Source organism: Micromonospora sp. NPDC047793, assembly GCF_040642635.1.
Classification (GTDB): Bacteria; Actinomycetota; Actinomycetes; order Mycobacteriales; family Micromonosporaceae; genus Micromonospora.
Genome location: NZ_JBEYSG010000002.1, coordinates 126,324 through 149,979, shown reverse-complemented (window position 1 = coordinate 149,979; position 23,656 = coordinate 126,324). Strand labels below are relative to the sequence as shown.

21 protein-coding genes are annotated in these 23,656 nt (G+C 71.1%); 15 read left to right on the top strand and 6 right to left on the bottom strand.

What is annotated here, in order from left to right:
• Positions 1-13: 13 nt before the first annotated feature.
• A complete protein-coding gene (locus tag ABZ738_RS05305; RefSeq protein ID WP_357211175.1) occupies positions 14-1,324 on the bottom strand; it encodes a hypothetical protein in 1,311 nt (436 codons plus the stop codon).
• Positions 1,325-1,927: 603 nt separating this feature from the next.
• Between ABZ738_RS05305 and ABZ738_RS05300 the strand changes: the two genes are divergently transcribed.
• The 11 genes from ABZ738_RS05300 to ABZ738_RS05250 all read left to right on the top strand — a co-directional run bounded on the left by ABZ738_RS05300 (position 1,928) and on the right by ABZ738_RS05250 (position 10,890).
• Positions 1,928-2,260, top strand: coding sequence for a hypothetical protein (locus tag ABZ738_RS05300; protein ID WP_357211173.1), 333 nt, complete (start codon positions 1,928-1,930; stop codon positions 2,258-2,260).
• A 2-nt stretch (positions 2,261-2,262) separates the two neighbouring features.
• The gene (locus tag ABZ738_RS05295; RefSeq protein WP_357211765.1) at positions 2,263-2,565 is read left to right on the top strand and encodes a DivIVA domain-containing protein; all 303 of its coding nucleotides are present in this window, start codon (positions 2,263-2,265) and stop codon (positions 2,563-2,565) included.
• A gap of 37 nt (positions 2,566-2,602) precedes the next feature.
• Positions 2,603-3,334 carry a GntR family transcriptional regulator gene (locus ABZ738_RS05290; RefSeq protein WP_357211171.1) on the top strand — a complete coding sequence of 244 codons (732 nt, stop codon included), beginning with the start codon at positions 2,603-2,605 and terminating at the stop codon, positions 3,332-3,334.
• A 115-nt stretch (positions 3,335-3,449) separates the two neighbouring features.
• Entirely contained in the window at positions 3,450-3,878 is a 429-nt protein-coding gene (locus ABZ738_RS05285; protein ID WP_357211168.1) for a hypothetical protein, read from the top strand.
• 95 nt (positions 3,879-3,973) lie between these two features.
• On the top strand, positions 3,974-4,273 hold the full coding sequence (locus ABZ738_RS05280; protein WP_357211165.1) for a hypothetical protein: 300 nt from the start codon (positions 3,974-3,976) through the stop codon (positions 4,271-4,273).
• Positions 4,264-5,703, top strand: coding sequence for an FtsK/SpoIIIE domain-containing protein (locus ABZ738_RS05275; RefSeq protein WP_357211163.1), 1,440 nt, complete (start codon positions 4,264-4,266; stop codon positions 5,701-5,703). Before ABZ738_RS05280 ends, ABZ738_RS05275 begins: the two co-directional genes overlap by 10 nt.
• On the top strand, positions 5,700-6,371 hold the full coding sequence (locus ABZ738_RS05270) for a DUF2637 domain-containing protein (RefSeq protein ID WP_357211160.1): 672 nt from the start codon (positions 5,700-5,702) through the stop codon (positions 6,369-6,371). Before ABZ738_RS05275 ends, ABZ738_RS05270 begins: the two co-directional genes overlap by 4 nt.
• A 50-nt stretch (positions 6,372-6,421) precedes the next feature.
• Positions 6,422-8,173 carry a replication initiator gene (locus tag ABZ738_RS05265; protein ID WP_357211157.1) on the top strand — a complete coding sequence of 584 codons (1,752 nt, stop codon included), beginning with the start codon at positions 6,422-6,424 and terminating at the stop codon, positions 8,171-8,173.
• A gap of 18 nt (positions 8,174-8,191) precedes the next feature.
• Positions 8,192-8,485: a helix-turn-helix domain-containing protein gene (locus tag ABZ738_RS05260; RefSeq protein WP_357211154.1), complete on the top strand. Its 294-nt coding sequence runs from the start codon at positions 8,192-8,194 to the stop codon at positions 8,483-8,485.
• Positions 8,482-9,885 (top strand): tyrosine-type recombinase/integrase, encoded by a 1,404-nt coding sequence (locus ABZ738_RS05255; protein WP_357211151.1) that lies wholly within the window; start codon positions 8,482-8,484, stop codon positions 9,883-9,885. The genes ABZ738_RS05260 and ABZ738_RS05255 overlap by 4 nt, the downstream gene beginning before the upstream one ends.
• A 201-nt stretch (positions 9,886-10,086) precedes the next feature.
• Positions 10,087-10,890 carry an HAD-IB family hydrolase gene (locus tag ABZ738_RS05250; RefSeq protein ID WP_176092357.1) on the top strand — a complete coding sequence of 268 codons (804 nt, stop codon included), beginning with the start codon at positions 10,087-10,089 and terminating at the stop codon, positions 10,888-10,890.
• A gap of 19 nt (positions 10,891-10,909) precedes the next feature.
• Here the strand turns inward: ABZ738_RS05250 and ABZ738_RS05245 are convergent, their stop codons facing one another.
• Positions 10,910-11,656 (bottom strand): oxidoreductase, encoded by a 747-nt coding sequence (locus ABZ738_RS05245; protein ID WP_357211147.1) that lies wholly within the window; start codon positions 11,654-11,656, stop codon positions 10,910-10,912.
• 267 nt (positions 11,657-11,923) lie between these two features.
• Here ABZ738_RS05245 and acs point away from each other — a divergent pair, with 267 nt between their 5' ends.
• The 3 genes from acs (at position 11,924) to ABZ738_RS05230 (ending at position 17,659) form a co-directional block, all read left to right on the top strand.
• On the top strand, positions 11,924-13,918 hold the full coding sequence (gene acs, locus ABZ738_RS05240; protein ID WP_357211144.1) for an acetate--CoA ligase: 1,995 nt from the start codon (positions 11,924-11,926) through the stop codon (positions 13,916-13,918).
• 284 nt (positions 13,919-14,202) lie between these two features.
• Complete coding sequence (locus ABZ738_RS05235; protein WP_131053506.1) at positions 14,203-16,605, top strand: immune inhibitor A domain-containing protein; 2,403 nt, start codon at positions 14,203-14,205, stop codon at positions 16,603-16,605.
• 121 nt (positions 16,606-16,726) lie between these two features.
• Positions 16,727-17,659, top strand: a complete 933-nt coding sequence (locus ABZ738_RS05230) for an alpha/beta hydrolase (RefSeq protein ID WP_176092354.1) — start codon at positions 16,727-16,729, stop codon at positions 17,657-17,659.
• Between the two features lie 7 nt (positions 17,660-17,666).
• On the opposite strand, the gene ABZ738_RS05225 is transcribed toward ABZ738_RS05230, so the two are convergent.
• Together ABZ738_RS05225 and ABZ738_RS05220 are read right to left on the bottom strand one after the other, a co-directional pair.
• Complete coding sequence (locus tag ABZ738_RS05225; RefSeq protein WP_176092353.1) at positions 17,667-18,032, bottom strand: hypothetical protein; 366 nt, start codon at positions 18,030-18,032, stop codon at positions 17,667-17,669.
• Complete coding sequence (locus ABZ738_RS05220) at positions 18,029-21,430, bottom strand: SseB family protein (protein ID WP_357211140.1); 3,402 nt, start codon at positions 21,428-21,430, stop codon at positions 18,029-18,031. The genes ABZ738_RS05225 and ABZ738_RS05220 overlap by 4 nt, the downstream gene beginning before the upstream one ends.
• A 151-nt stretch (positions 21,431-21,581) precedes the next feature.
• Between ABZ738_RS05220 and mycP the strand changes: the two genes are divergently transcribed.
• Entirely contained in the window at positions 21,582-22,817 is a 1,236-nt protein-coding gene (gene mycP, locus ABZ738_RS05215; RefSeq protein WP_357211139.1) for a type VII secretion-associated serine protease mycosin, read from the top strand.
• A 75-nt stretch (positions 22,818-22,892) separates the two neighbouring features.
• On the opposite strand, the gene ABZ738_RS05210 is transcribed toward mycP, so the two are convergent.
• Together ABZ738_RS05210 and ABZ738_RS05205 are read right to left on the bottom strand one after the other, a co-directional pair.
• A complete protein-coding gene (locus tag ABZ738_RS05210) occupies positions 22,893-23,186 on the bottom strand; it encodes a WXG100 family type VII secretion target (RefSeq protein ID WP_131053499.1) in 294 nt (97 codons plus the stop codon).
• Between the two features lie 68 nt (positions 23,187-23,254).
• Positions 23,255-23,578, bottom strand: a complete 324-nt coding sequence (locus ABZ738_RS05205) for a WXG100 family type VII secretion target (RefSeq protein ID WP_303393474.1) — start codon at positions 23,576-23,578, stop codon at positions 23,255-23,257.
• Positions 23,579-23,656 lie beyond the last annotated feature (78 nt).

The following is a 23,656-nucleotide window of genomic DNA, read 5'->3' as shown; positions in this document are numbered from 1 at the left end:
GGCTGATGGTGCCTTATCGAGGTAGGGCGTTGGCGGGGGTGTGGGTGAAGTGTTCGATGCCGTCGATGAGGTCGCGGGCGGCGTCGGCGTGGCCGGCGCGGGTGATGGCCTGGTGGACGCGTCGGACGGAGTGCACGATGCCGTTGATGCGCTGGTCGGCGGGGAGTTCGAGCACGGGGGTGAGGGCGTCTTCGGCGGCGTCGAGTTCGCCGCTTGCGACGCGGGCGATGGCGAGGTTGGTGTGTGAGCCGGCCTGGTCGCCGAAGGCCCATGCGGGGTCGTAGCGGTCGGAGTACGCCTGGACGGCTTGCAGGGCGTAGCGCTCGGTGGTGGCGGCTTCGTCGGGGAGCCAGGCGAGAGCGTCGCTGGCGTAGTAGAGGGTGCGGGGCTGGTTGAAAGTGCAGATGCCGCCCATCTCGTCCATCTCGTCGGGGCGTACCCGGGACCATGCGTCTTCGGCCTCGTGGATGGCAGCCTTGGCGTGTTCGGCGTTTCCGAGGGCGGCGTAGGCGCGGGCGGCGCTGGCGGGTAGCCACACGGCGGAGGTGCCGCCGGCTTGGGTGGCGTACTCGCGTCCGGCCTCGGCGTAGCGGACGGCTTCGGCGTACCGGCCAGCCCAGTAGGCGACCAGTGATTGCAGGCCACGGAGCCAGGCTTGCAGGCCGGGGTGCGCGGCCTGATCGGCGCAGAGGACGGCGGTACGGGCTTGCAGCATCGCGGAGTGCGGGTCGGCCATGTCGTGGGAGACCTTGGCGAGTAGACCGCTGGTGATGCCGGCGAGGAAGTGCAGGTCCCGCGACTGGGCCGGCTGTTGGCGGCGTTCGAGCAGGGTGAACAGGGTGTCCTGGGTCTCGACCAGGTCCGGCAGGATCTGGCTGACCGGGCGTTGCGGGTAGGCCAGGGCGAGGCGCTGCACGTCTTCGGTGAGCTGGGTGATGGCGGCCGGTGAGGTGGATTCGGCGGCGAGCATGGCGTACTGGCGTGCGCGTTGTGCGGCCATGGTGAGGAGGTTCCTTTCCGGACCGGCGCCGAATGGCTCGACAATGAGCTGTCGGCCCGGCGCAGGGGTCAACTGGTGAGGTGCCCAGGGACGCTGCAACTCGTCGACGGTTGTGCCGAACATGGCCTGCAACGCGCGCCGGGTGGCGGGGGTCGATGAGGCCAGGTCCCGTTCACCGCGTGCCAGACGCCCGAGGTGCCGGGCGCTGATCGCCGCGCGAGGGTCCATGCGGCTGAACTCGTCGGCAAGTTCCTCATACGTGCGGTCGCTCTGCTGGATCAGGTGCTCCAGCACGGTGCGGGGTTCGCGGCGGTCTCGGGCCATCGTCGATGCCTTCCTGATGGGCTATCTCCACGCTCGCCTGTCGGAGGTCCTGAACTCAACGCAGGTCCTCATGGTGTCCGCTCGATGTCCACCAGAGGTGCTGATTCGGTCCTCGATCGGTCTCCGTCACCGGGTGTTCTATCTCCACCATGGACGTCTCACCCACCGCAATTGTGCATGTACAGGCCGCGAAGGTGCACGGGCCGACAGGGCACCGGGTCGCTCGTGCCGGTACCGAGTCCGCTGCGGTCGCGGCTGGGAGCGGCGTCCGGGTCCTTCGGTGCGTGGACGGGGGCCGCTCGCGCCGGGGACCGTGCCATGCCTCGTCGTTGCTCGTGGCCTGTTCGGGCTGTGAGGGGCGGGGCTGGAAGATGGCCAGTCCTCGGCGTTCTCTTCGCGCGCCGAGTGATCCGAGCCGGCTGCAACGACGAGGCTGCCCGGACTGCGCCGGCACCGGTAGGCAGACGCGATCGGCGGCGATTGTCGTAGCGGCTGCGTCCTGAGCAGGGCACCGGAGCAGGTGCAGGCAGGCGGCGGTGTCGGTCGTGGCCAGAGCCCGCCTGCTTCGGTGCCCATCCACAGTGTGCGTGAGGGCGGGCGGTGATGGACCCAAAGCCGGGCGACGTGCTGCACGTCGGTGTTGAGGCGTCGGTGCAGTTCGGCGGCAGCCGGTCGCTGATCTTCCGGGTCATCAAGGTCCATGACTGGACGACGTACGACGGCTGGGTATGGCTCCTCGGCTACGCGCTCGACCGGGCCGGCAACGCCGTGGACCGGCGAGAGATCTTCGTGCAGCGCGCCGGTTTGAAGCTGATCGCCCCGGATGCCGCTCCCGTCAACCGACGCACACCACCCACCCCGCCAGGCCGTGCCAGCCGGAGCGGGGCGAATCGAAAGGCACCGACGGCGGTCTCAACTCCAAGGAGGTTGCGGTGACCATGCATTCGGTTGGCGTCTTCCGGGCTGCTTCGCGCTTGGCCCGGCTCTGTCCGGAACAGGTAAAGCAGATTCGGTTCCGTCGTACCAGGTTCGGACGCCGGGGCCTGGCAGAGGAGCAGGTGTACGGCTTCCTGCGCGCCGTCGTCAACGAGCTGACCGCCCGCGATGGCGTGGAAGCGGGCCTACGTGCGGAGAACGCCCGCTTGAAGAGTGCGCTGCGGGACTGGCAGAGCGGCTTCGCGCCGAAGCCGGGTCCGATGGCCAACGCCGGACGTTGGACAGAATCTGAGCAGCGCAGATAGCCTGTTGACAAGCTGAGTTGTCGTCTGGGGTGAGCCGGTGCCGATCGAAGTTGCGCCGCCGAAGTACGTCGTGATCGTCAACGCGATGCAGCAACGCATCGAGGACGGCACGTACCCGCCTGGCTCTATGCTGCCCAGCGAGACCGATTTGGTGCGGGAGTTCCGCGCGTCGAGGCCGGTCGTGGTCAGGGCGCTGGACCTGCTGCGTCAGGACGGCTGGATCGAAAGTCGACAAGGCAAGGGGCGCTTCTCCCTCGGCCGGCCCGGTGGGGCCGACCAGCGGCAGCGCGAACGCCGCTTCGCAGTCCTGGAGGACGACGAACGAGCCGGCTCCACCCTGCTGGCTGCCGGAGAGGTGCCCGCTCCACCCAGGGCGGCGGTAGCGCTCGGGATCGAGCCCGGGACGTCAGTCGTCGCGCGACGCCGAGTGATCACCGTTGACGGGCTCGGGCCGGTGGAACTCGGTACCGCCTTCCTTCCTGCCGACCTGGCCGACGGTACGGGCGTCGGCGGTAGCGACGTGCTTCCGGAAGGGCTGCTCCGGCATGTCGCATCACGTAAACGGGTGCGCTTCGACCACGTCAGCGAACGGATCTCGGCGCGCCTCCCTGACGCCGATGAGGCCAAGCTCTTGCAGGTCAGCGAGGGCGATCCGGTGCTGACGGTGTTGCTGTCCGTCTGCGACCGCTCCGGCAAGCCGCTGTTGGCGGTGGACCTGGTGCTGCCGGCCCGTCGACACGATCTCGAAGACGTCTATCCACTCGACTGACACTGCTCGATACATCACTTGACAAGTCGAGTTGACCGCACCTACTTTTGACGCAACTTAACAAGTCAACTGGTTGAGTTGGCTTCATGGCTCTGGAGGTCGTGCGTTGGTTCCGATGACGTTGAAGGTGCCGGTCCCGTCCGAGTACGTCTTCCCCGCCGGTGCGCTGTGCCTGGGTGTCTCGCCGCAGATCGACTTTGAGCGGCGTGGTGAGGCGGACAACCAGGCGCGAGACAAGGAAACCGGGGAGCGGGTGTGGGTGGTGCGGGTGATGGACCTGGACCCGGAGGCCGGCAAGTTCGGCCGCTCTACTGAGGTCAAGGTCAAGGTGGTCGCCGCACAGCAGCCGGTGCCGCCACCGTCCACCGTGCCGGGTTACCCACCGGCCGTGGAGTTCGAGGGCCTGACTCTGACGCCGTATGTGGATTCGCAGCGGTGCAAGCCGGGCCGTTCTTCGGGTGACTGCCGGTCGCGGATGGCGTATTCGCTGCGGGCGTCGGCGTTGCGGCCGGCGTCGTCGGCGCCGGGTTCGGCGGCTGCCTGATCGTTCCGTGTGTCGCGCGGGGCGGGTCGTTTCCCCGCCAAGAGTCCCGGCCCGTCCCGCGCTCTCCCATCCCTCGTCAGATGAAGGAGGGCGTGATGCCCACCGTAGTTCACCCTGCCCTGATCGCGGCCGTGCCGCTGCTGGTCGGGGCCCTACTCCTGATGGTCCGTACCCGCGTGGCCGACCTGCGGCACGCGCTGCGGGAGGTGGAGGCGGCGGTCCGGTCGATGCTGCGGTTGCCACCGGCTTCCGGCGTGGTCTACGCCATCCGCTGCCCGCGCTGCTGCCGGTGGGTGAAGCCGCGCCGGTTCGACCTGCGGCGCATGTCCTGCCGCCCCTGCATCACCACCCTCGGCCGTGGCCGGGGCCGTCGTGGGGGTGGCGCGTGCCTCTGATCAACGTCATTCCGGGGGACAAGATCCCGGTAGCGCCGATGAACGTGCGTCTTCCCGCGTGGCGGGTGCCGGGCTGGCTGCTGATGTTCTGGTGGCTGGCCCGGGGCATGTTCCGCGTCACTGTCCTGGCCGTCCGCTACTGGTGGCTCACCTTACCTGCGGGGCTCGCGCTGTGGGTGCGGGCCGAGTTCGGCGGCCTGGCCCTGGCCGCCGTCGTCACCGTGGTTGCCGCCGGTTGTGTCGGGTGGTGGCGGTGGCATCCCGCGTCGTGGCTGCGGTTCGGCTGGTATCCGCTGGTGGCTCGGGTTCGGGCGTTGGTGGTGTATCGGCCTCGCTGGGCGTCGGTCATGGCTACCTGCGGCCTGGCGACCGTGTTCGGCGGTGACCGTTACGTGCCCCGGCTGCTGCGGGTGCGCTGTGACCGGTGGGGCGACGAACTGACCGTCCGCATGCTGCCGGGCCAGATCCCTGACGACTGGGGCCAGGCGGCCGAACGTCTCGCCTATGCGTTCCGGCAGCACACCGGGCAAGCCCGCTCCACCGGCCGTCCCGACCGGGTGGTGGTCCGCTTCATGCGCCGCGACCCCCTCGCCGGTGTCGTGGCGCCGCTGCCGGTGGCGGACACGCCGGACCTGGGCGGGCTGCCGCTCGGCGTGCGGGAGGACGGGCAGCCGTATCGGCTGCGGTTGGCCGGGTCGCATGTCCTCATTGCGGGGGCGACTGGTGCGGGCAAGGGGTCGGTGTTGTGGTCGCTGATCCGCTCTCTGGCTGGTGGTGTGCGGTCGGGGTTGGTGGAGGTGTGGGCGTTCGACCCGAAGGGCGGCATGGAGTTGGCGGCGGGGGTGCCGCTGTTCGCCCGGTTCGCCTACGACGACCCCGACGGCATGGCCGGCGTCCTGGACGAGGCCGTGAAACGCATGCGGCTACGCGCGTCCCGGCTGCGGGGTGTCACTCGCCAGCATGTGCCGACGGTGGAGGAACCGTTGCTGGTCCTGGTCATCGATGAGCTGGCCGCGTTGACCGCGTACATCACGGATCGGAAGGTCCGGGACCGGATCAAGGAATCCCTCGGCCTCCTGCTCTCCCAAGGCCGCGCGGTCGGGGTGCACGTCATCGCCGCGTTGCAGGACCCACGTAAGGACGTGCTGCCGTTCCGGGACCTGTTTCCCACCCGCATCGGCCTGAGGCTGACCGAACCGGAGCAGGTGGACATGGTCCTCGGCGACGCCGCCCGCGACCGAGGCGCCCTCTGCGACCGCATCCCCGAAACACAGCCGGGCGTGGGGTTCGTCGTGCTCGACGGTGTCCGGGAACCCGTCCGGGTCCGCTTCGCCTACCTCACCGACGACGACATCCGCTCCCTCGGCCGCACCTACCGCCACCTCGACCACACCCCCGACAGCACCGACGAGCGGAAGGCGGCGGCGTGAAGACCAACGCGCAACGGATAGAGGGCGTGGTCCTGGTCCTCATCGTCCTCGTCGTCGGCGGGCTCGCCGGGGCGGCGTCGTTCACGCATGTGCATGACTGGACGATGGCGAACTCTCCCGCCGGGACGGGGGACTGGTTCGGCTGGGCCAACGCCGCCATCTCCGAACTCCTGCCCCTGGCCGCGCTGCTGACCATCCGGCAACGCCGCCGCACCGGCGGCCCGATCGGCTACCCCATGTTCCTGCTCGTCTGCGCCGTCTCACTGTCCCTGGCCGCGCAACTCGCCGTGGCCAAACCGGGTCTGTCCGGCTGGCTCCTGTCCGCCGTCCCCGCGCTGGCGTTCCTCGGCCTGTCCAAACTCGTCTTCTCCACCGCACCCGTCCCGGCGCCCGTCACCAAGCCGAGCTACGAAAGCCGCGCTGACGCGCCAACCAAAAGCGACTCGATGCCTGTGCCCTCCCACGACGACCGGACGGCCGCAAGCGACGCACTGCGGGTGGGCGACGACCAGGCCGCGACCGTCGTCCGGGATACCGATCGCGACCAGCCTCGCCCGGCGGTCCTGCGGCCGGTGCCGTCGATCGAGCGGCGTCCCGGGCTGGTACCCGTCCCTGCCGCAGCATTCACCCCACGCAACGGCACCCCTACCGGGGAGGGTGACCAGTGAGCCAACTCGAACTCATCCCCAACGCAACCCCGGCCACCGACGCTGCAAGCGTGGAGCGGCCTCGGCCGGGGTCACGGGCCGACCGACTGCGCAAGCCGCTCGCCAAGGAAGCGCTCAAGCAACTCGCCGAACAGAACGGCGTCTGCGTCCGCCCCCTCGCCCTGCGCCGCACCGACATCGTCACCGGCGTGACCGAGGTCGTGGAGGTGCCCTGCGGGGCGACCCTCGCCGTGAAGTGCGGGCCGTGTGCGGAGCGGGGTAGGCGGTTGCGGATCCAGCAGATCCGGGAAGGTTGGCACCTCGCCGACGAACCCGCCGTACGCCCCGACGAGCCCGGGGAAGACGTGCTCGCGCTGGTGCGGGTGCGAACGCATCTGGAGTTCGAGCGGGAAGCGGTGCAGTACCAGCCGATGACCCCAGACGAACGGGTCACCCACCTGGCCGAGATAGACGCCGTCATCGCCGAACTGGACGAAGCGCTCGGAGAAACGAGCCTGCGCGGGCACCTCACCCCCAAAGACCGCGACGACCGGCCACGCCGGAAGCGGTCGACCAGGCGGCGGCAGGACTCACCCGACCTGCCTCGGCTGCCCGTCGACCCGCGCACGGTCGGGCGGGCCTACTCGGGCAAGACCGGCAAGACCCACCGGCCGTCGATGCTCGTCACCCTGACGCTCGGTTCCCATGGGCCGGTGCACTCTCACCTTCGGCGCGGTCCCTACGTCGCTCCGTGCGAGTGCGGCCAGCGACACGGGCCGTATGACGACGTTCTCGGCACCCCGGTCGACCCGACGACGTATGACTACCGGCGCGCTGCCCTCGATGCGATCCACTTCGCGCGGGTGCTGGACCGGTGGTGGCAGAACGTCCGCCGGGCCGCAGGCTGGAACGTCCAATACGCCGGAGCCGTCGAACTGCAACGCCGCCTCGCCCCACACGCACACTTCGCCATCCGAGGCACCCTCCCCCGACGGCTGCTCAAGCAAATCGCCGCCGCCACCTACCACCAGGTGTGGTGGCCACCCTTCAACGAGCCGACCTATCCGGTGGACAAGCCGCCGGTCTGGGACGTCGACCAACAGCAGTACGTCGACCCGAAGACCCGCGAGCCGCTGCCCACGTGGGGTGAAGCGCTCGACGCCCTGGAGGAGCGCGACAGCCGGCCCGCCTACGTCGCCCGCCTCGGCCGCATCGACGCACGCGGCATCGAGCAGGGCACCAAGGACGCCGAGCGGTCCATCCGGTACGTGACCAAGTACGTCACCAAAGACCTGACCGACCAGGCCAAGCCGCGCACCGACGCGCAGAAGGCACACTTCGACCGCCTCCACGCCGAACTGTCCGTGCTGCCCTGCTCGCCGACCTGTGCCAACTGGCTGCTCTACGGCGTCCAGCCCGACGGCGTCAAGGCCGGCTTGACCCCCGGACGGTGCACCGGGAAAGTCCACCAACGCTCCACCCTCGGCTTCACCGGCCGCCGCGTCCTCGTCTCCCGCCAATGGTCCGGCAAAACCCTCGCCGACCACCGCGCGGACAACCGGGCCTGGGTCCGAGCAATCCTCGCGGGCGGCATGGCCGACACCGAAGAACACGACCAGGCGGCGGCCGACGAGGCAGACGGGCCGAACCGGTACCGGTTCGAACTCGCCCGACCCGAAGACCCCGACGTGCCGCCGCTGGAGCACCGCCTCCTGCGCGCCATCTCGGCCCGCATCCGATGGCGGGCGGACCTCGACATCGCCCGGCAGCGAACAACCGCCGCTGTTTCGGCAACCGATCGACCTACCGCGCTCGCGGCCTGAATCCCTCAGGAGGAAGTCTTGTCCATCGTCGTGCCGTTCTCGTCCCGGCCGCCCGGGGCTCGTGTAGGCAACCTCGCCCCCGTCGACGGTCCATCACGGCCGGTGCGGGCTGTGTACACGGTCAAGGAAGTGGCCGTGATGCTCTCCCTGTCGGTCAGTACCGCCTATGCCCTGGTCCGGGCGGGGCAGATTCCCGCTGAGCGGCTGGGGCGGCGCTGGGTGGTGCCGCGTAACCGCTTCCACGCCTGGCTGGATGGTGCGTCCGGCGAGCTTTCGGCAACCGGTACCGACGCGGCACGCGGGGGCTGGTGACCGTGGGCTTCGTCAGCAAGACGCCGGCTGGGACGTACCGCGCGAACTGGCGGGACTCGGCGAACCGGCAGAAGGCGAAGACCTTCCGCACGAAGAAGGAGGCGAACGCCTACCTCGCCGACGTCGAGGGTGCTCTGAACAAGGGCACGTACGTAGATCCACACGCGGGCAAGGTGCGGTTCGGTGAGTTCGTGGTCCGATGGTTGGCAGGGCGGTCGGTGGAGGCGCGCACGGCTGAGCGGACGGAATCGATGCTGCGGGCACATCTGCTGCCGCAGTGGGCGGACTGGCCGTTGGCGCGCATCGATCACCTGGCAGTGCAGGAGTGGGTGACCGTCCTCGGTCGCACTCTGGCGCCGTCGACCACGGCGAAGCACCTCGGGATGCTCTCAATGATCATGCAGACAGCAATCCGGGCGCGGGTCATCGCGGTGAACCCCTGCGAAGGGGTGCGGGTGCCTCGCAACCGGACGGTCGAGGTTCGTTCGACCATGATCAGCCGAGAGGCGTTCTTCCGCCGGCTGTTGCCCGCTGTCCCGGCTGGGCATCGGGCAATCGTGGGTGCCGCCGCCGAGGCGGGGTTGCGCTGGGGCGAGTGCGCCGGCCTGCCGTGGGAGGCGGTCGACCTTGACCGAGGGCTGCTGCATGTCGCCCAGGTGGCGGTGGAGACGCACAGCGGGATCGTGCTGCGGGCGTACCCGAAGAGTCGGGCCGGTGTGCGGACCGTGCCGATGCCACCGTTCCTCGTCGACGAGTTGCGTCGGCGGCGTGGCGCGGCGGTGCCGGACGGGCGGGCGTTGGTCTTCGCCGACCGGGACGGCGGGCCGCAACGGCGGTCGAACTTCCGGCGGCGGGTGTGGCTGCCGTCGCTGGTGCGGGCCGGGCTGCTCGGCCGCGTGTCCGAGGTCGCGCCGGGCCGGTGGGTCGCATCGTGGCCGGAACGCAACGGCCGGGAGCGGCGGGCGGAGTTCACGACGGAGGCGGCGGCCGTGGCTCAGGCGGCGGCGTCGGCGGTCGGCGGGCTGCGGTTCCACGATCTTCGGCACTCGTACATCACGTGGCTCGTGACGGACGGGGTGCCAGTCAACGTGGTGCGGCGCGTAGTGGGACACGAGAAGGCATCCACGACGCTGGACCGGTACACCCACACGCCCGAGGACTACGCCGACCGGGTCCGGCTGACGTTCGCTGACGATCCGCTGACTTTCCATCCGCCCTCCGGCCTGACCGACTCGAAAGAGACGCTCTCACCTGGGCCTGCGGCGGAAGGGGAAAGGGACGACCCCCGTCGGGGGGAGACGGGGGTCGTCGAGGTTCGGCTCCGGGGGGGTCGAGCCGAACCCGCTCAGCGGTTACGGGGGGTGCAACCGCCGAGAGTCTGCCGGTTGTACGAGATGTGAATACTCGTCCTGCCAACAAGTCTGCCTGAGCGGACCTGTGTACGTCGAGTGGTGTAGCCTCCACTCCCCGCAGATTCCTTTTCGCAGAGTGTGAGTGCAGTCACTCTTCGCAGGCAGCGGGGAGGCCGACCCGCAGGTCCGCACGGTCCTTGGCCCCCGGGCATCCGCCGACGATAGACCATCGGGCTAGACTTTCGCGCCGTGGGCCGAAGTGCCGCTTTCTTCGATCTGGACAAGACCGTCATCGCCAAGTCGAGCGCCCTGGCGTTCGGTCGGCCGTTCTACCGGGACGGGCTGATCACCCGGCGTGACGTGGTCAAGTCGGCGTACGCGCAGCTGATGTTCCGGCTGGGCGGCACCGACGAGCAGACCATGGCCAGAACCAGGGACTATCTCGCCACCCTGTGCAAGGGATGGCAGGTGGAGCAGGTCCGCCAGATCGTCGCGGAGACACTGCACGAGCTGATCAACCCCTACGTGTACGCCGAGGCCGCCGCCCTCATCGAGGAGCACCAGGCGGCCGGGCGGGACGTCGTGCTGGTCTCCGCCTCCGGCGAGGAGATGGTCCGCCCGATCGGTGCGCTGCTCGGGGTCACCGACGTGATCGCCACCCGGATGGGTGTGGTGGACGGGCGGTACAGCGGCGAGGTCGAGTTCTACGCGGCCGGTCCGAGCAAGGTCGAGGCGGTCGGCGAGCTGGCCGAGGTGCGCGGGTACGACCTGGCCGACTCGTACGCCTACTCCGACTCGTACACGGATCGGCCGTTGTTGGAGTGCGTGGGTCATCCGAGCGTGGTCAACCCGGACCGTCAGCTACGCAAGCTCGCGGTGGAGAACGCCTGGCCGGTGCTGGAGTTCCGGCACCCGATCCCGCTGGGTCGGCGGCTGCGGGAGCGGCCGGGCGTCCCGGTCGCCGCCGCCGCGCTCGGCGTGGGTGTCGGGGTGGCGATCGGCATCGCCTGGTACGGGCGGCACCGCCGGACCCGCGCCGGCAGCTCGGCCTGATCCCCGCCCGCCATCCTCGTCAAGCAGCCGCCAGGACCTCGTCGCCGATGGCGGTGAGCTGGTCGGCGCCCACCTCGACGGCGGACATGTAGTGGCGCAGCCACGATCGGAGCCCGTCGGGTGTCCCGGTGGCGAAGGCTCCGGCCGCTCCGACGTACTCCGGCTCGCGTTCCCGGTGCCCGACGTCGACGGGCAGCAGGCCACGCGGGTCGGCGCCGCTGGCGAGCAGCACCAGGCGGGCCGCGCCCCGGGCCACGACGCCGGAGGGGCCGGCGAACGGGCGCAGGTTCAGCAGTTCCCCGTGCACCACGGCGGCGAGCACCAGCGGGGTGACCTGGGTGCCGCCGGCCACCAGCCCGGCCAGGGCGTCGAGGCGGGCGGCCACCACCGGGTCGTCGACCGGGCGGCCCAGGTCGGGCTGGTCGACGATGTCGCGGGCGGCGAGTACGTGCAGCTTCGCGAGGACCTGCCGGGGCGCTCGGGGCCAGAGGTCGATCAGCCCGGGCAGTGCACCGGCGACGCGCAGGGCGCCCTGGAGGACCGGTTCGGTGACGGTGCCGGCGCGTACCACCTCGCGGTCGTGCGGCCGGCCTTCCAGGCCGGCGCTGGCCACCGCGGACCGCAGGCCGACCTCGGCCACGACCTGGCCGCCGTGCCGGCGTAACGCGCGGTGGCCGAGCGCCTGGTCGAAGCGGGCGCGGGCGCGGGCGACGGAGTCGGCGACGTCGGCGAGGTCGAGCAGCGGCGCGAGCGGGTCGGCAGTCACCCTGTCACGCTATCGACCCGGCGATCCGCGTCGAGCACGAGTCGGCGGCGGCGGGGTTGCCGCAGGTGCGTCGATGCTGTGCCGCAGGTGTTAGGAAGGGACCCTTCCTATGCACGAGGCGTTAATAAGGTGCCCTTCCTTACATCTCGGCGCGTGGGGAAGGCCGTTGGGCGACGAGGGCGGACGAGATCGGTCGCCTGGCGCGTCCACCCCGGCTAACCTGCCCGGGAGAGAGGCAGGTCACCCCGAGCGACGAGGAGTCACCGCATGAGCGAGGCATTGGCCAATCTGTTGAACGAGACGCGCCAGTTCCCGCCGCCGGCCGAACTCGCCGCCGCCGCCAACGTCACCGCGGACGCGTACGTCGAGGCCGAGAACGACCGGCTGGCCTTCTGGGAGCGCCAGGCCGGGCGGCTGACCTGGGCGAAGCAGTGGGACCAGGTGCTGGACTGGTCGAATCCGCCGTTCGCCAAGTGGTTCGTCGGCGGGCAGCTCAACGTGGCGTACAACTGTCTGGACCGGCACGTCGAGGCGGGCCGGGGCGACAAGGTGGCGATCCACTGGGAGGGCGAGCCGGGCGACACCCGGACCATCACCTACGCCGACCTGCACCGGATGACGTGCCAGGCGGCGAACGCCCTCACCGACCTCGGGGTGGTCGCCGGTGACCGGGTGGCGATCTATCTGCCGATGATCCCGGAGGCGGCGGTCGCGATGCTGGCCTGCGCCCGGATCGGCGCGACGCACAGCGTGGTCTTCGGTGGCTTCTCCGCCGAGTCGCTGACCAACCGGATCCAGGACGCCACCGCCAAGGTGGTGATCACCGCGGACGGCGGGTACCGCCGGGGCAAGCCGTCGGCGCTCAAGCCGACCGTGGACGACGCGGTGGCGAACTGCCCGTCGGTGCAGCACGTGCTGGTGGTACGCCGGACCGGCGAGCAGGTCGGCTGGTCGGAGCGGGACCACTGGTGGCACGAGACGGTGGAGCAGGCGTCGACCGAGCACGCCGCGCAGCCGTTCGACGCCGAGCACCCGCTGTTCATCCTCTACACCAGCGGCACCACGGCCCGCCCGAAGGGCATCCTGCACACCACCGGCGGATACCTGACCCAGACGTCGTACACCTCGCACGCGGTCTTCGACCTGAAGCCGGAGAGCGACGTCTACTGGTGCACGGCGGACATCGGCTGGGTGACCGGCCACTCCTACATCGTGTACGGTCCGCTCTCCAACGGCGTCAGCCAGGTCATGTACGAGGGCACCCCGGACACCCCGCACAAGGGCCGCTTCTGGGAGATCGTCGACAGGTACGGCGTGACGATCCTCTACACGGCACCCACGCTGATCCGCACCATGATGAAGTGGGGCGACGAGATCCCCGCCGAGTACAGCCTCTCCACGCTCCGGCTGCTCGGCAGCGTCGGTGAGCCGATCAACCCCGAGGCCTGGATGTGGTACAGGCAGCATGTCGGACGGGGTGAACTGCCCATCGTGGACACCTGGTGGCAGACCGAGACCGGCGCCATGATGATCTCGCCGCTGCCCGGGGTGACCGCCGCGAAGCCGGGTTCGGCGATGACGCCGCTGCCGGGCGTCATCGCCGACGTGGTGGACGACCAGGGCCAGTCGGTGCCGAACGGCGGCGGTGGGTACCTGGTGCTGCGCGAGCCGTGGCCGTCGATGCTGCGCACCATCTGGGGCGACGACAACCGGTTCATCGAGACGTACTGGTCCCGCTTCGGCGCCGGGGTGAGCGGCAACGCCGACGACCCGTGGGTCTACTTCGCCGGTGACGGGGCGAAGCGGGACGACGACGGGCACCTCTGGCTGCTCGGCCGGGTGGACGACGTCATGCTGGTCTCCGGGCACAACATCTCCACCACCGAGGTCGAGTCGGCGCTGGTGTCGCACCCGTCGGTGGCGGAGGCGGCGGTGGTCGGCGCCACCGACCCGACAACCGGGCAGGCGATCGTGGCGTTCGCGATCCCGCGCGGCAGCATCGACACCGCCGGTGACGCCGGTGAGAAGCTCATCGCCGACCTGCGCAACCACGTGGCGAAGACGCTCGGCCCGATCGCCAAGCCGCGACAGATCATGTTGGTGCCGGAGTTGCCGAAGACCCGCTCCGGCAAGATCATGCGTCGGTTGCTGCGGGACGTGGCGGAGAACCGGTCGCTGGGCGACGTCACCACGTTGCAGGATTCGTCGGTGATGGACCTGATCGCCTCCGGCATGGGCGGGGGTAAGTCCGACGAGGACTGACGGATAGGCGTACCACTCGACGGGTGGCGGTCCGACGCGGACCGCCACCCGTCGATGTCTGTCCGGACCTGCGCGGACGTCGGGTGGTCGCCGCCGAGGGCTGTGACAGTGAAAACGCCTGCCAACAACTCGGTGCCACAAAATCGACGCACACCCCTTCCCCTTTGGCCCCACGAGTGCCTATGTTCACCAGTGGCCCCATCCGTAGGGGCCTATTTCACCGGTCCACAACCCCCGACGGGCCGGTTCCCTCAATCCGGAGGTACCACGTGCGGAAAGTCGCAGTGGGTCTGCTCGGGCTCTCGCTGACCGCGACAGGATTGACGGTCGGCGCTTCCGCCGCCGCCGCGCCTGCCACGGCGCCGGCGTCCGCCCAGTCGATCGCGGAGCCCGCCCACGCCGAACACGACCTGCCGAACCCGCTGGAGGACAAGCGTCGCGCCCTGCGTGAGCAGGGTCTGAGCGAGGTTCTCTCGGGCCGGGCCGAGGCGGAGCGGATCAACGGCAGCACGGTGGTCAAGGTCGGCGAGCGGGCCACCAAGGGTGGCAAGGCCGGCCGTAACGCCAAGACCACCAAGGGCGGCAAGGGCCCGACCGAGAAGCAGTACGTCGAACTGTCGCGGGAGAAGACCGACCGGATCTTCGTGATCCTCGCCGAGTTCGGCAACGAGCGGCACCCGGACTACCCCGACCAGGACACCGACCCCGACACCCCCGGCCCGGCGCGGTTCGACGGACCAGGGCACAACGAGATCCCGGAGCCGGACCGCCGGGTGGACAACTCCACCGTCTGGCAGCCGGACTACGACGCCGACCACTTCCGGAAGCTCTACTTCGGCACCGGCCCCGGCGACGAGTCGGTGAAGCAGTACTACGAGGCCCAGTCCTCCGGGCGCTACAGCGTCGACGGTGTGGTCACCGACTGGGTGAAGGTCAACTACAACCAGGCCCGGTACGGACGTTCCAGCGGCTACCCGTGCGACGGGATCGTCTGCAACAACGTCTGGGCGCTGGTGCGCGACGCCGCCAACAAGTGGGTCGCCGACCAGAAGGCGGCCGGACGGACCGACGAGGAGATCGCCGCCGACGTGCGGGCGATGGACCAGTGGGACCGGTACGACTACGACGGCGACGGCGACTTCAACGAGCCGGACGGCTACATCGACCACTTCCAGATCGTGCACGCCGGTGGCGACATGGCCGACGGTGACCCGATCTACGGCGAGGACGCGATCTGGAGCCACCGCTGGTACGCGTACGCCTCCGACCAGGGACGCACCGGCCCGCCGAACTTCCCGGCCGGCGGCACCCAGATCGGCGACACCGGGATCTGGATCGGTGACTACACGATCCAGCCGGAGAACGGCGGTCGCAGCGTCTTCTACCACGAGTACGCCCACGACCTCGGCCTGCCGGACGACTACAACGTCATCAGCGGCGGCGACAACAACAACGAGCACTGGACCCTGATGGCCCAGAGCCGCCTCGGCGCCAAGAACGACGGCGGCATCGGCGAGCGCGGCGGTGACCTCGGTGCGTGGAACAAGCTCCAGCTCGGCTGGCTCGACTACGAGGTGATCGTGGCCGGGCAGAAGCGCACGCTGGTGCTCGGTCCACAGGAGTACAACACCAAGGAGGCCCAGGCCGCCGTGGTGGTGCTGCCCGAGCGGGAGTACACGTTCGAGAACGGGGCGCCGTTCGAGGGCGACAAGCAGTTCTTCTCCGGCAACGCAGACGACCTGAACAGCACCCTGACCAGGACGTTCGACCTGAGTGGGGCGTCGTCGGCAAGCGTCTCGCTGAAGGGCCGCTACAGCATCGAGGCGGACTACGACTACCTGTTCTTCGAGACCTCGACCGACGGCGGGCAGACCTGGACGCCGCAGCCCGGCACCGCGGACGGTCGGCCGTTCAAGGAGATCTCCCCCGGCCGGTACGCGCTGGACGGCAGCACCGACGGCGAGTGGGTGGACGTGCAGGTCCCGCTGGACTCGGTGGCCGGCAACACCGTCGGGTTCCGGCTGCGCTACCAGACGGACGGGGCGGTCGCCGAGGGCGGGTTCTTCGGTGACGCGATCACCCTGACCGCCGACGGGCAGACGGTACTCGTCGACGGTGCCGAGGACGGTGCCACCGGCTGGACGCTGGCCGGCGGGTTCGAGGTGGTCGAGGAGACGTACACCCGCAGCTTCCCGAACTACTACATCGCCGGGACCCGGCAGTACATCTCGTACGACAAGTACCTCAAGACCGGTCCGTACTTCTTCGGGTACGCCAACACCAAGCCGGACTTCGTGGACCACTACGCGTACCAGGAGGGACTGCTGATCTCGTACTGGAACACCCGGTGGTCGGACAACGACACGTTCGCACACCCGGGCGAGGGCCGGAACCTGATCATCGACTCCCGCCCCCGGCCGATCTACAACCTGACGGGTCAGCCCTGGCGGGCCCGGATCCAGGTCTACGACGCGCCGTTCAGCCTCAAGAAGGCCGACTCGTTCACGCTGCACCTCAACAGCCAGCCCCAGTACATCCGGGGTCAGGCCGCGCAGCCGCTGTTCGACGACACCAAGCAGTACTGGTTCCCGGAGCTGCCCAACCACGGCGTCAAGCTCCCGGCCACCGGCACCAAGATCAAGGTAATGGAGCAGGACGGCATCTACACCAAGGTCCGGTTCTCCTGAGCCGCCGACCTGACACGACGACGCCCCGGGCAGGCCATCTGCCCGGGGCGTCGCCCCTGCCGGGCCGGTGGTCCGGTCGGCCCACCGGGGCCGACGGCGGCGAGGTCATAGGCTGTCGGTCATGACCGAGCAGCGTGGCGATGCCATCGACGAATCCTGCGTCCTCACCGAGGGACCGTGGACGCACCGGTTCGTCGGCGCCAACGGCAGCCGGTTCCACGTCGTGGAGGCGGGCACCGGTCCGATGGTGCTCTTCCTGCACGGCTTCCCCGAGCACTGGTGGGCCTGGCAGCAGATGCTGCCGGCGGTCGCCGACGCCGGTTTCCGCGCCGTCGCCGTCGACCTGCGCGGCTACGGCGCCAGCGACAAACCACCCCGGGGGTACGACGGCTACACCCTCGCCGCCGACGTGGCCGGCCTGATCCGCGCGCTGGGTGAACGGTCGGCGACCGTGGTCGGTGCCGGTGCCGGCGGGATGATCGCCTGGACGGTGGCCTCGTTCCATCCCAACCTGGTCCGCCGGCTGGTGGTGCTCGGCGCACCGCACCCGCTGCGGCTGCGCGCCGGGATCTTCGCCGACCCACGGGGCCAGTTCGCCGCCTCCACACCCGCGCTGAGGTTCCAGATGCCCCGCTACGAGCACGTCCTCACCCGGGACGACGCGCGGGCGGTGGAGGAGATCCTGCGCCGCTGGGGCGGACCCCGCTGGGTGAGCGGCCCGGAGTTCGCCGGGTACGCCCACCGTTACCGGGAGGCGATGCGGATTCCGCAGGCCGCGTTCTGCGCGCTGGAGGGCTACCGCTGGGCGTTCCGGTCGGTGCTGCGGCTGCACGGATACCGGTTCGTCAAGCTGATGCAGCGCCCCCTGGTCACCCCCACCCTGCAACTGCACGGCGCGCTGGACGTGGCCTCTTTGCCGCGTACCGCCCAGGGGTCGGGACGTTACGTCAGCGCGGCGTACGAGTGGCGGCTGCTGGACGACGTCGGGCACTTCCCGCACCTGGAGACGCCGGAGCTGGTGCTCGGCGAGGTCCTGCGCTGGACGAAGTCCTGACCGGTGCTCAGATCCGCTGTTCGCGGACGTCGGTGACCTCACCGACCGGCGCCCAGCCCTGGTAGACACCGAAGTCGAAGGCTTCCAGCCGCATCGCCTGGGCGACCGGCCACCGACCACCGGTGTACTCGACCCGCAGCCACCCGTCGTGCACGGCGAGCACGATGAACGGCTGCCCCTGCCAGGTGCAGGTCGTCCGGACGTACGCCAGTTCCTCGACCTCCGAGGCCGGGACGACCCGGACGTGGCGGCCGACGCGGACCTCCTCGAAGCCGTCGGCCGCCTCCGGCCGGTAGAGCCGGATCTCGCCGCCGTCCGGGCTGGCCTGGTACTCCCGGCCACGCCAGCGGGCCACGTAGCCGTCGCGCATCACCGCTCACCGACCTGTCGCCAGGCGAGCGTGTCGGTGTCGAGCACGGCGACCAGACGTTCGGTGCCGTCCGCGCCGATCCGCAGCAGTTGGGCGCCGTGCGGCAGCCGGACGCTGTCCACCTTGAACTCGGCCACCACGTCGGAACTCTCGCCGGGGGCGAAACCGTTGCCCCGGAACGGCGGACGCTCGATGACCCAGCCCTCCATCGCCCGCATGGCGGCCTCGTTCTGCCCGCCGTACGGGATCCGGTAGAGGCTCGGCCGGTACGCCGGCCACCGCAGCACGTAGATCTGCTCGGCGTCGGCGGCGAAGGGCGACTCGGGATGGTCGAGGCCGAGCGCGCCGTGCAACTTCGCCGGGGTGTCGAGATGGGCCAGCTCGCCGGCCCGGTGGACGAAGCCGGAGACCCGGTCGTAGCCACGCTCCAGGTAGTAGCCGAGCTGGCTGGGTGCGATCGCCTTCTGCATCACGATCGGCCGCACCGGGTCGACGACCGGTGCGGCCTCCCGTGGGCCTTTGGACGAGACGGTCGGCTCGGCCGACGACTCGGTCTCCCGCTCCGGGTCGTCACCGAGCCCCAGCTCGGCGGCCCAGTTGGCCAGCCCGACGATCTGCTCGCCGGGCAGCTTGGCGCCGACCGGCGTACCGGGATTCACCGCGAACGACCACGACGTGTCCGGCCAGCAGCGGATCAGCTGGACGAAGCGGACCTGGAGCGTCTCGGCGGCGGCCGGATCGGTGTGGTCGCTCAGCCGCTGCGGCGAGGTGTACGCCACCACGAAGGTCTGGCCGTCCAGTTGCACGGTGGGCCAGACGAAGCCCGGGTCGCCCGGTCGGGTACCCGTGACGGAGTCGGCCGCCACCGGCATCAGGACCCGGGCCAGCAGCAGCGTGGAGAGGAACGTGTCGGTGCTGCCCGCCTCCGCCGCCTCCAGCAGGTTCACCTCGACGTCGTTGGCCGGCGTGAACTCGGCACCGGCCGCCGGCGGCGTGGCGACGGATGCCGCGTCCGGGGTGGTCGCGGCGGGACTCTGCACCGTCGGCTCGGACCCGTCGCCCGACTCGGAGACCTCGGCCCGAGCGACCGTCGGCGAGGCCGGAGGCGTGATCAGCTCGGTCTCGATGGCCGACTCCGGGATCGTCCCCCGGAGCGGCACGGTCTGTTGCTCGGACCCGACCAGCGGAACGTCGGCAGTCGCCTCGACCGGCGGCACCTCGGCGGTCGGTTCGGAACCCGCCGGCACCAGATCGGCGGTCGGCTCGGACCCGGCGGACGGGACCTCGACGGTCGGCTCGGCGTCGGTCAACGGCACTTCGGCGGTCGGCTCGGCCTCGACCGACGGCACGTCGGCGGTCGGCTCGGATCCGATCGTCGGGATCCATCCGGTCGGATCCGCCACCGTCGGCACCCATGTGGTCGGATCGGCCTCCACCAGCGGAACCGAGGCGGTCGGCCCCGCCTGCGGGACCGGGACACGCACCGTCGGCTCCGCCTCGGCAGACGGCACCTCGACGGTCGGTTCGGCCCCTACCGTCGGCACCCAGGCCGTCGTCTCCGGCTCCACCGTCGGGACCCAGGCCGTCGTCTCCGGCGCGGTGGACGGGACCCGGGCGGTGGGCTCGTCAGACGGCACCTGAACGGTCGGCTCGGCCTCGACCGTCGGCACCCAGGCCGTCGTCTCCGGCTCCACCGTCGGGACCCAGGCCGTCGTCTCGGGCTCGACGGTCCGGACCGGCGCGGTCGGCTCGGCCCCGACCGTGGGCACCCATGTCGTCGGTTCGGCCTCCACCAGGGGGACCTGCGCAGTCGGTTCCGCCTGCACCGACGGAACCTGCACTGTCGGCTCAGCCTCGGAGACCGGGACCCGCACTGTCGGCTCGGCCTCCGACACGGGGACCCGCATGGTGGGGTCGGCCTCGACCGGCGGGACACGCACTGTCGGTTCGGCGCTGGCGAAGGTGGCGAACCCCTGCGGCCGGGATGGGGCGTCGTCGACCGAGCTGAGGTCGCGCGCCTCGATGATGGTGCCCTCGATGACGATCGGGGTGAAGCCACGGCGGGTCGCGGGCGGGCCGGAGACCGGTTCCGCGGCCGACAACTCCTCCGTGGGCTCCGCCGGCCCGCGAGGGGGCAACGCCTCGGTGGGGTCGCCGCTGTCGGCGAGACCACCCGGTGCCGTCCAACCGTTCGGCGGGGAGACCCGCAGTGGCCGGGTCGGCTCCTGCGTCGCACCGCCGGGTGACGGCAATTGCTGGGTCGGCTCGCCACCGGACTCGGGGCGGGCACCCGACTCGGTGCCGGTGAAGTCGAAGGCGCGGGTCTTCCCCTCGGCGGACGGATCAGCGGCCGTCCCGCGCCGGGGGAACGGCTGCCCGCCACGGGCAGCCAGCCGGGACGGCGGGGTCGCCCGGTCGGTCAGCCGGTCGGCGCGCTGGCCGGTACGGGAGTTCGACGGCTCGAAGAAGGACCGCCTGGGCGTCTGGCCGCTGCCGGTGTCGGCGGGCCGGCCGTTGGTGGGCGGGCCGCTGCTGGCTGGGCCGTTGCCGGCCGGGCCTGCGCGTTCCGGGGTACTCGGCCAGCCGGGACCGGCGACCGTCGGTTCCTCGCCGGGTGTCGGCATCGGCCGACTCGGCGGCGCGCCGACCGGACCCTCCACCCGGCCACCGCCGACGGCGCTGAGCCGGCTCCCGAGAGTCTCCTGACGGGGCACGGAATCCTGGACGGGTGCGCCCCGACCGAGGTCAGGTCGACCCGGCGATCCACCGCCGGGCTGCTGCTGGTGCGGACCGGCCACCGTGCCGGGCGCCGCCACCGGTGACTCGGGCAACTGGAAGGCCGCCGGGGCCACCGGCTGCGGCGAGGAGGGCGCCGGACGATCGGGACCGACGCCGGGTGACCGTGCGGTGCCGGTCGCAGGGGGCGGGGTGCCGTGCGACGCTCGCCCCTCGCGCGAGCGGTTCAGCGCCTCCACCCGTTCCAACCGGGCCCGGGCGCCGACCGTGCGCCCGGGCAGCCGGACGTCGCCACGGGACAACTGGGAGACGAACCAGGCGGGCAGGTAGCCCTCGATCGGCAGGCCGGGATTGACCGCCAGCCACCACTCGTGGTTCGGCCAGCCGGCGGCCAGTTCGGCGTACCCGGAGCGTCGACTCGGCCCGGCGTGGTCACCGAGACAGGACCGCATCGCCTCGGCGGAGGTGAACGCCAACACGTGCGTGCGGCCACCGGTCGTCCAGGTGCCCCAGCCCGCCGGCACCTGGCCCGGGACGGGCTGGGCGGAGATCGGCAACAGCAGCTCGACCCGGGACAGGATGCGGAAGTACAACTGCTGGTCGTTGCCGCGTAGCGCGTCCCGCATCGCCGCCTCGGCCTCGGTGGCCGGCGCCCAGTCGGTCACGGCCACCCCTCCTCCCGGGCACAGCCATAGGTATCGCCTACAACCTACAAGGTGTCCACAAGATCACAATGCCAGGCCGTCGCCGGTCCGCCCGGTTCACCGAGGGGCGATAACATCCCGTTCCGGAGTCGACACGATACGGAGGCGGTCGATGTCCCGGTACGTCCCGCTCCCGATCCTGGCGGGTGTGGCTGCCGCCACCCTGCTGGCCGCGCCGGTCACCCCGGCACCCGCTGCGTCGGCACGGCCCGCGACGGCCGGGTTGCCGGCGACTCCGGATGGGCCGGACTGCGCCGCACCGCCGGCACCGGCCCGACCAGTGGCCACCGCGCCCTGGCCGCAGGTGCGGTACGCCCCGGCGCGGCTGTCGCCGCTGGCGAACGGGTCCGGGGTGACCGTCGCGGTGGTCGACTCGGGCGTGGATCGGCGCCACCCGCAGCTCGCCGACCGGGTGCTCGACGGCCTCGACCTGCTCGACCCCGGCGGTGACGGCACCCGGGACTGCGTCGGCCACGGCACCGGCGTGGCCAGCATCATCGCCGCCGCCCCGCACGACGGAGTGGCCTTCCACGGTCTGGCGCCGAACGCCCGGATCCTGCCGGTGCGGGTCAGCGAACAGCAGGTCGTGGACGGCCGGGGAGCGGGGCGTACGGTCGCGCCGGAGGAGTTCGCCACGGCGATCCGTTGGGCGGTCGACAACGACGCCGACGTGATCAACCTGTCGGTGGTGCTGTACGCCGACCGACCGACGGTCCGTGCCGCGATCGCCTACGCGGCGGCCCGGGACGTGATCGTGGTGGCCGCCGCCGGCAACCTGCACGGGGAGGGCGACCCGCGCCCCTACCCCGCCGCGTACGGGTCGGTGATCGGGGTCGGCGCGATCGGTGCCGACGGGACACGGGCCGGGTTCTCCCAGACCGGCTCCTACGTCGACCTGGTCGCGCCCGGCACCGACGTGCTCATCGCCGCGCCCGGACGCGGCCACCACCGGGCCGAGGGGACCAGTTACGCCGCGCCCTTCGTGGCCGCGACCGCCGCCCTGGTGCGCCAGTACCGCCCGGAGCTGAGCGCTGCGGAGGTGGCCCGGCGGATCATCGCGACCGCCGACCCGGCTCCCGACGCGGGGTACGGCGCGGGTGTGCTCAATCCGTACCGGGCGGTCACCGAGGCGGACGGTACGACGCCCGGCGCGAGACCGGCGGGCGGGCTGGACGCGGAGCGCCCGGACCCGGCGCTGGTGGCGCAGCAGGACCGACGGACCGCCGCCCGGGAGCGGGTGGCCGTGCTCACCGTCGCCGGCCTGCTGACGGTGACCGTCATCGTGCTGGCCGCCGTCCTCGTCCCCCAGGGGGTCCGGCGGCGGTGGCGGCCCGCCGATCCACGCTGAGTCGACCGCCCGTCCGTCGGCCACCGGTGGCTGACGCCGACCGCCGCGTTCGAGGCGGCCGGCGTCAGCCGTCCGTCACTGGAACAGACCGGCGTTGCGCTTCTCGGTGTCGAGATAGTCGGTCGCGGACTCGTCCACCGCCACCTTGATGTCACGCAGCATCGTCTGGAGGTCCTGTGAGGCGTTGCGCCACCGGGCCTGCCGCTGCTCGTACGCCTGCTGCGCCTCGCCGGACCAGCTCGCCACCAGCGGAGCGGCGTCCTGCTCCAGCTGACCGAGTTGCGATTCGAGCGTGTTCAGGGCCCGCTGGATGTCCGCGCTGGCCTGGTGCAGCGCGGCGAAGTTGACGACCAGCACACCGTTCTCCATCGGTAGTCTTCCCCCTCGGTCGTGACCCGGGACCTGGTCATCGGAACTGACCAGCCCGGTGGAACGCGCTAGAGCGGCAGCTGGATGCCGCCGCGGTTGGTGGCGGACACCCGGCCGGCCGCCTCGGTGTCCGACGCGTCGTACTTCGTGCCGGCGGTGCGGATCGCCCCTGCGGTCTCCCGAAGGGCCCGCTGCAGGTTCGCCTGATCCTGCGCCCACTGCTGTTTGACCTGCTCGAACGACCGGCCGCCCGCCCCGCGCCAGGCCTGCTGGAGAATCGCCAGCTGGGCCAGCAGTCCACTGAGCATCGACTGCAACGACTGGTCCGTCTGCTCGAACTTCGCCGCGGTCTGTTGCATCACCGCGGCCTCTGCCTGGGTCTGGGAGGACACCCCGACGTCACCTCGTCTCTCGATCGTGGCTGGCCCATGGACGACACCACCCGCGCCGCCGGAGGGCGTGCGCGACGC

What these genes read in the sequence shown, in the direction of transcription:
- ABZ738_RS05305 (WP_357211175.1), bottom strand. Translation starts at nt 1,324, where the DNA reads ATGGCCCGAGACCGCCGCGAACCCCGCACCGTGCTGGAGCACCTGATC.
- ABZ738_RS05300 (WP_357211173.1), top strand. Translation starts at nt 1,928, where the DNA reads ATGGACCCAAAGCCGGGCGACGTGCTGCACGTCGGTGTTGAGGCGTCG.
- ABZ738_RS05295 (WP_357211765.1), top strand. Translation starts at nt 2,263, where the DNA reads ATGCATTCGGTTGGCGTCTTCCGGGCTGCTTCGCGCTTGGCCCGGCTC.
- ABZ738_RS05285 (WP_357211168.1), top strand. Translation starts at nt 3,450, where the DNA reads ATGACGTTGAAGGTGCCGGTCCCGTCCGAGTACGTCTTCCCCGCCGGT.
- ABZ738_RS05280 (WP_357211165.1), top strand. Translation starts at nt 3,974, where the DNA reads ATGCCCACCGTAGTTCACCCTGCCCTGATCGCGGCCGTGCCGCTGCTG.
- acs (WP_357211144.1), top strand. Translation starts at nt 11,924, where the DNA reads ATGAGCGAGGCATTGGCCAATCTGTTGAACGAGACGCGCCAGTTCCCG.
- ABZ738_RS05230 (WP_176092354.1), top strand. Translation starts at nt 16,727, where the DNA reads ATGACCGAGCAGCGTGGCGATGCCATCGACGAATCCTGCGTCCTCACC.
- mycP (WP_357211139.1), top strand. Translation starts at nt 21,582, where the DNA reads ATGTCCCGGTACGTCCCGCTCCCGATCCTGGCGGGTGTGGCTGCCGCC.
- ABZ738_RS05210 (WP_131053499.1), bottom strand. Translation starts at nt 23,186, where the DNA reads ATGGAGAACGGTGTGCTGGTCGTCAACTTCGCCGCGCTGCACCAGGCC.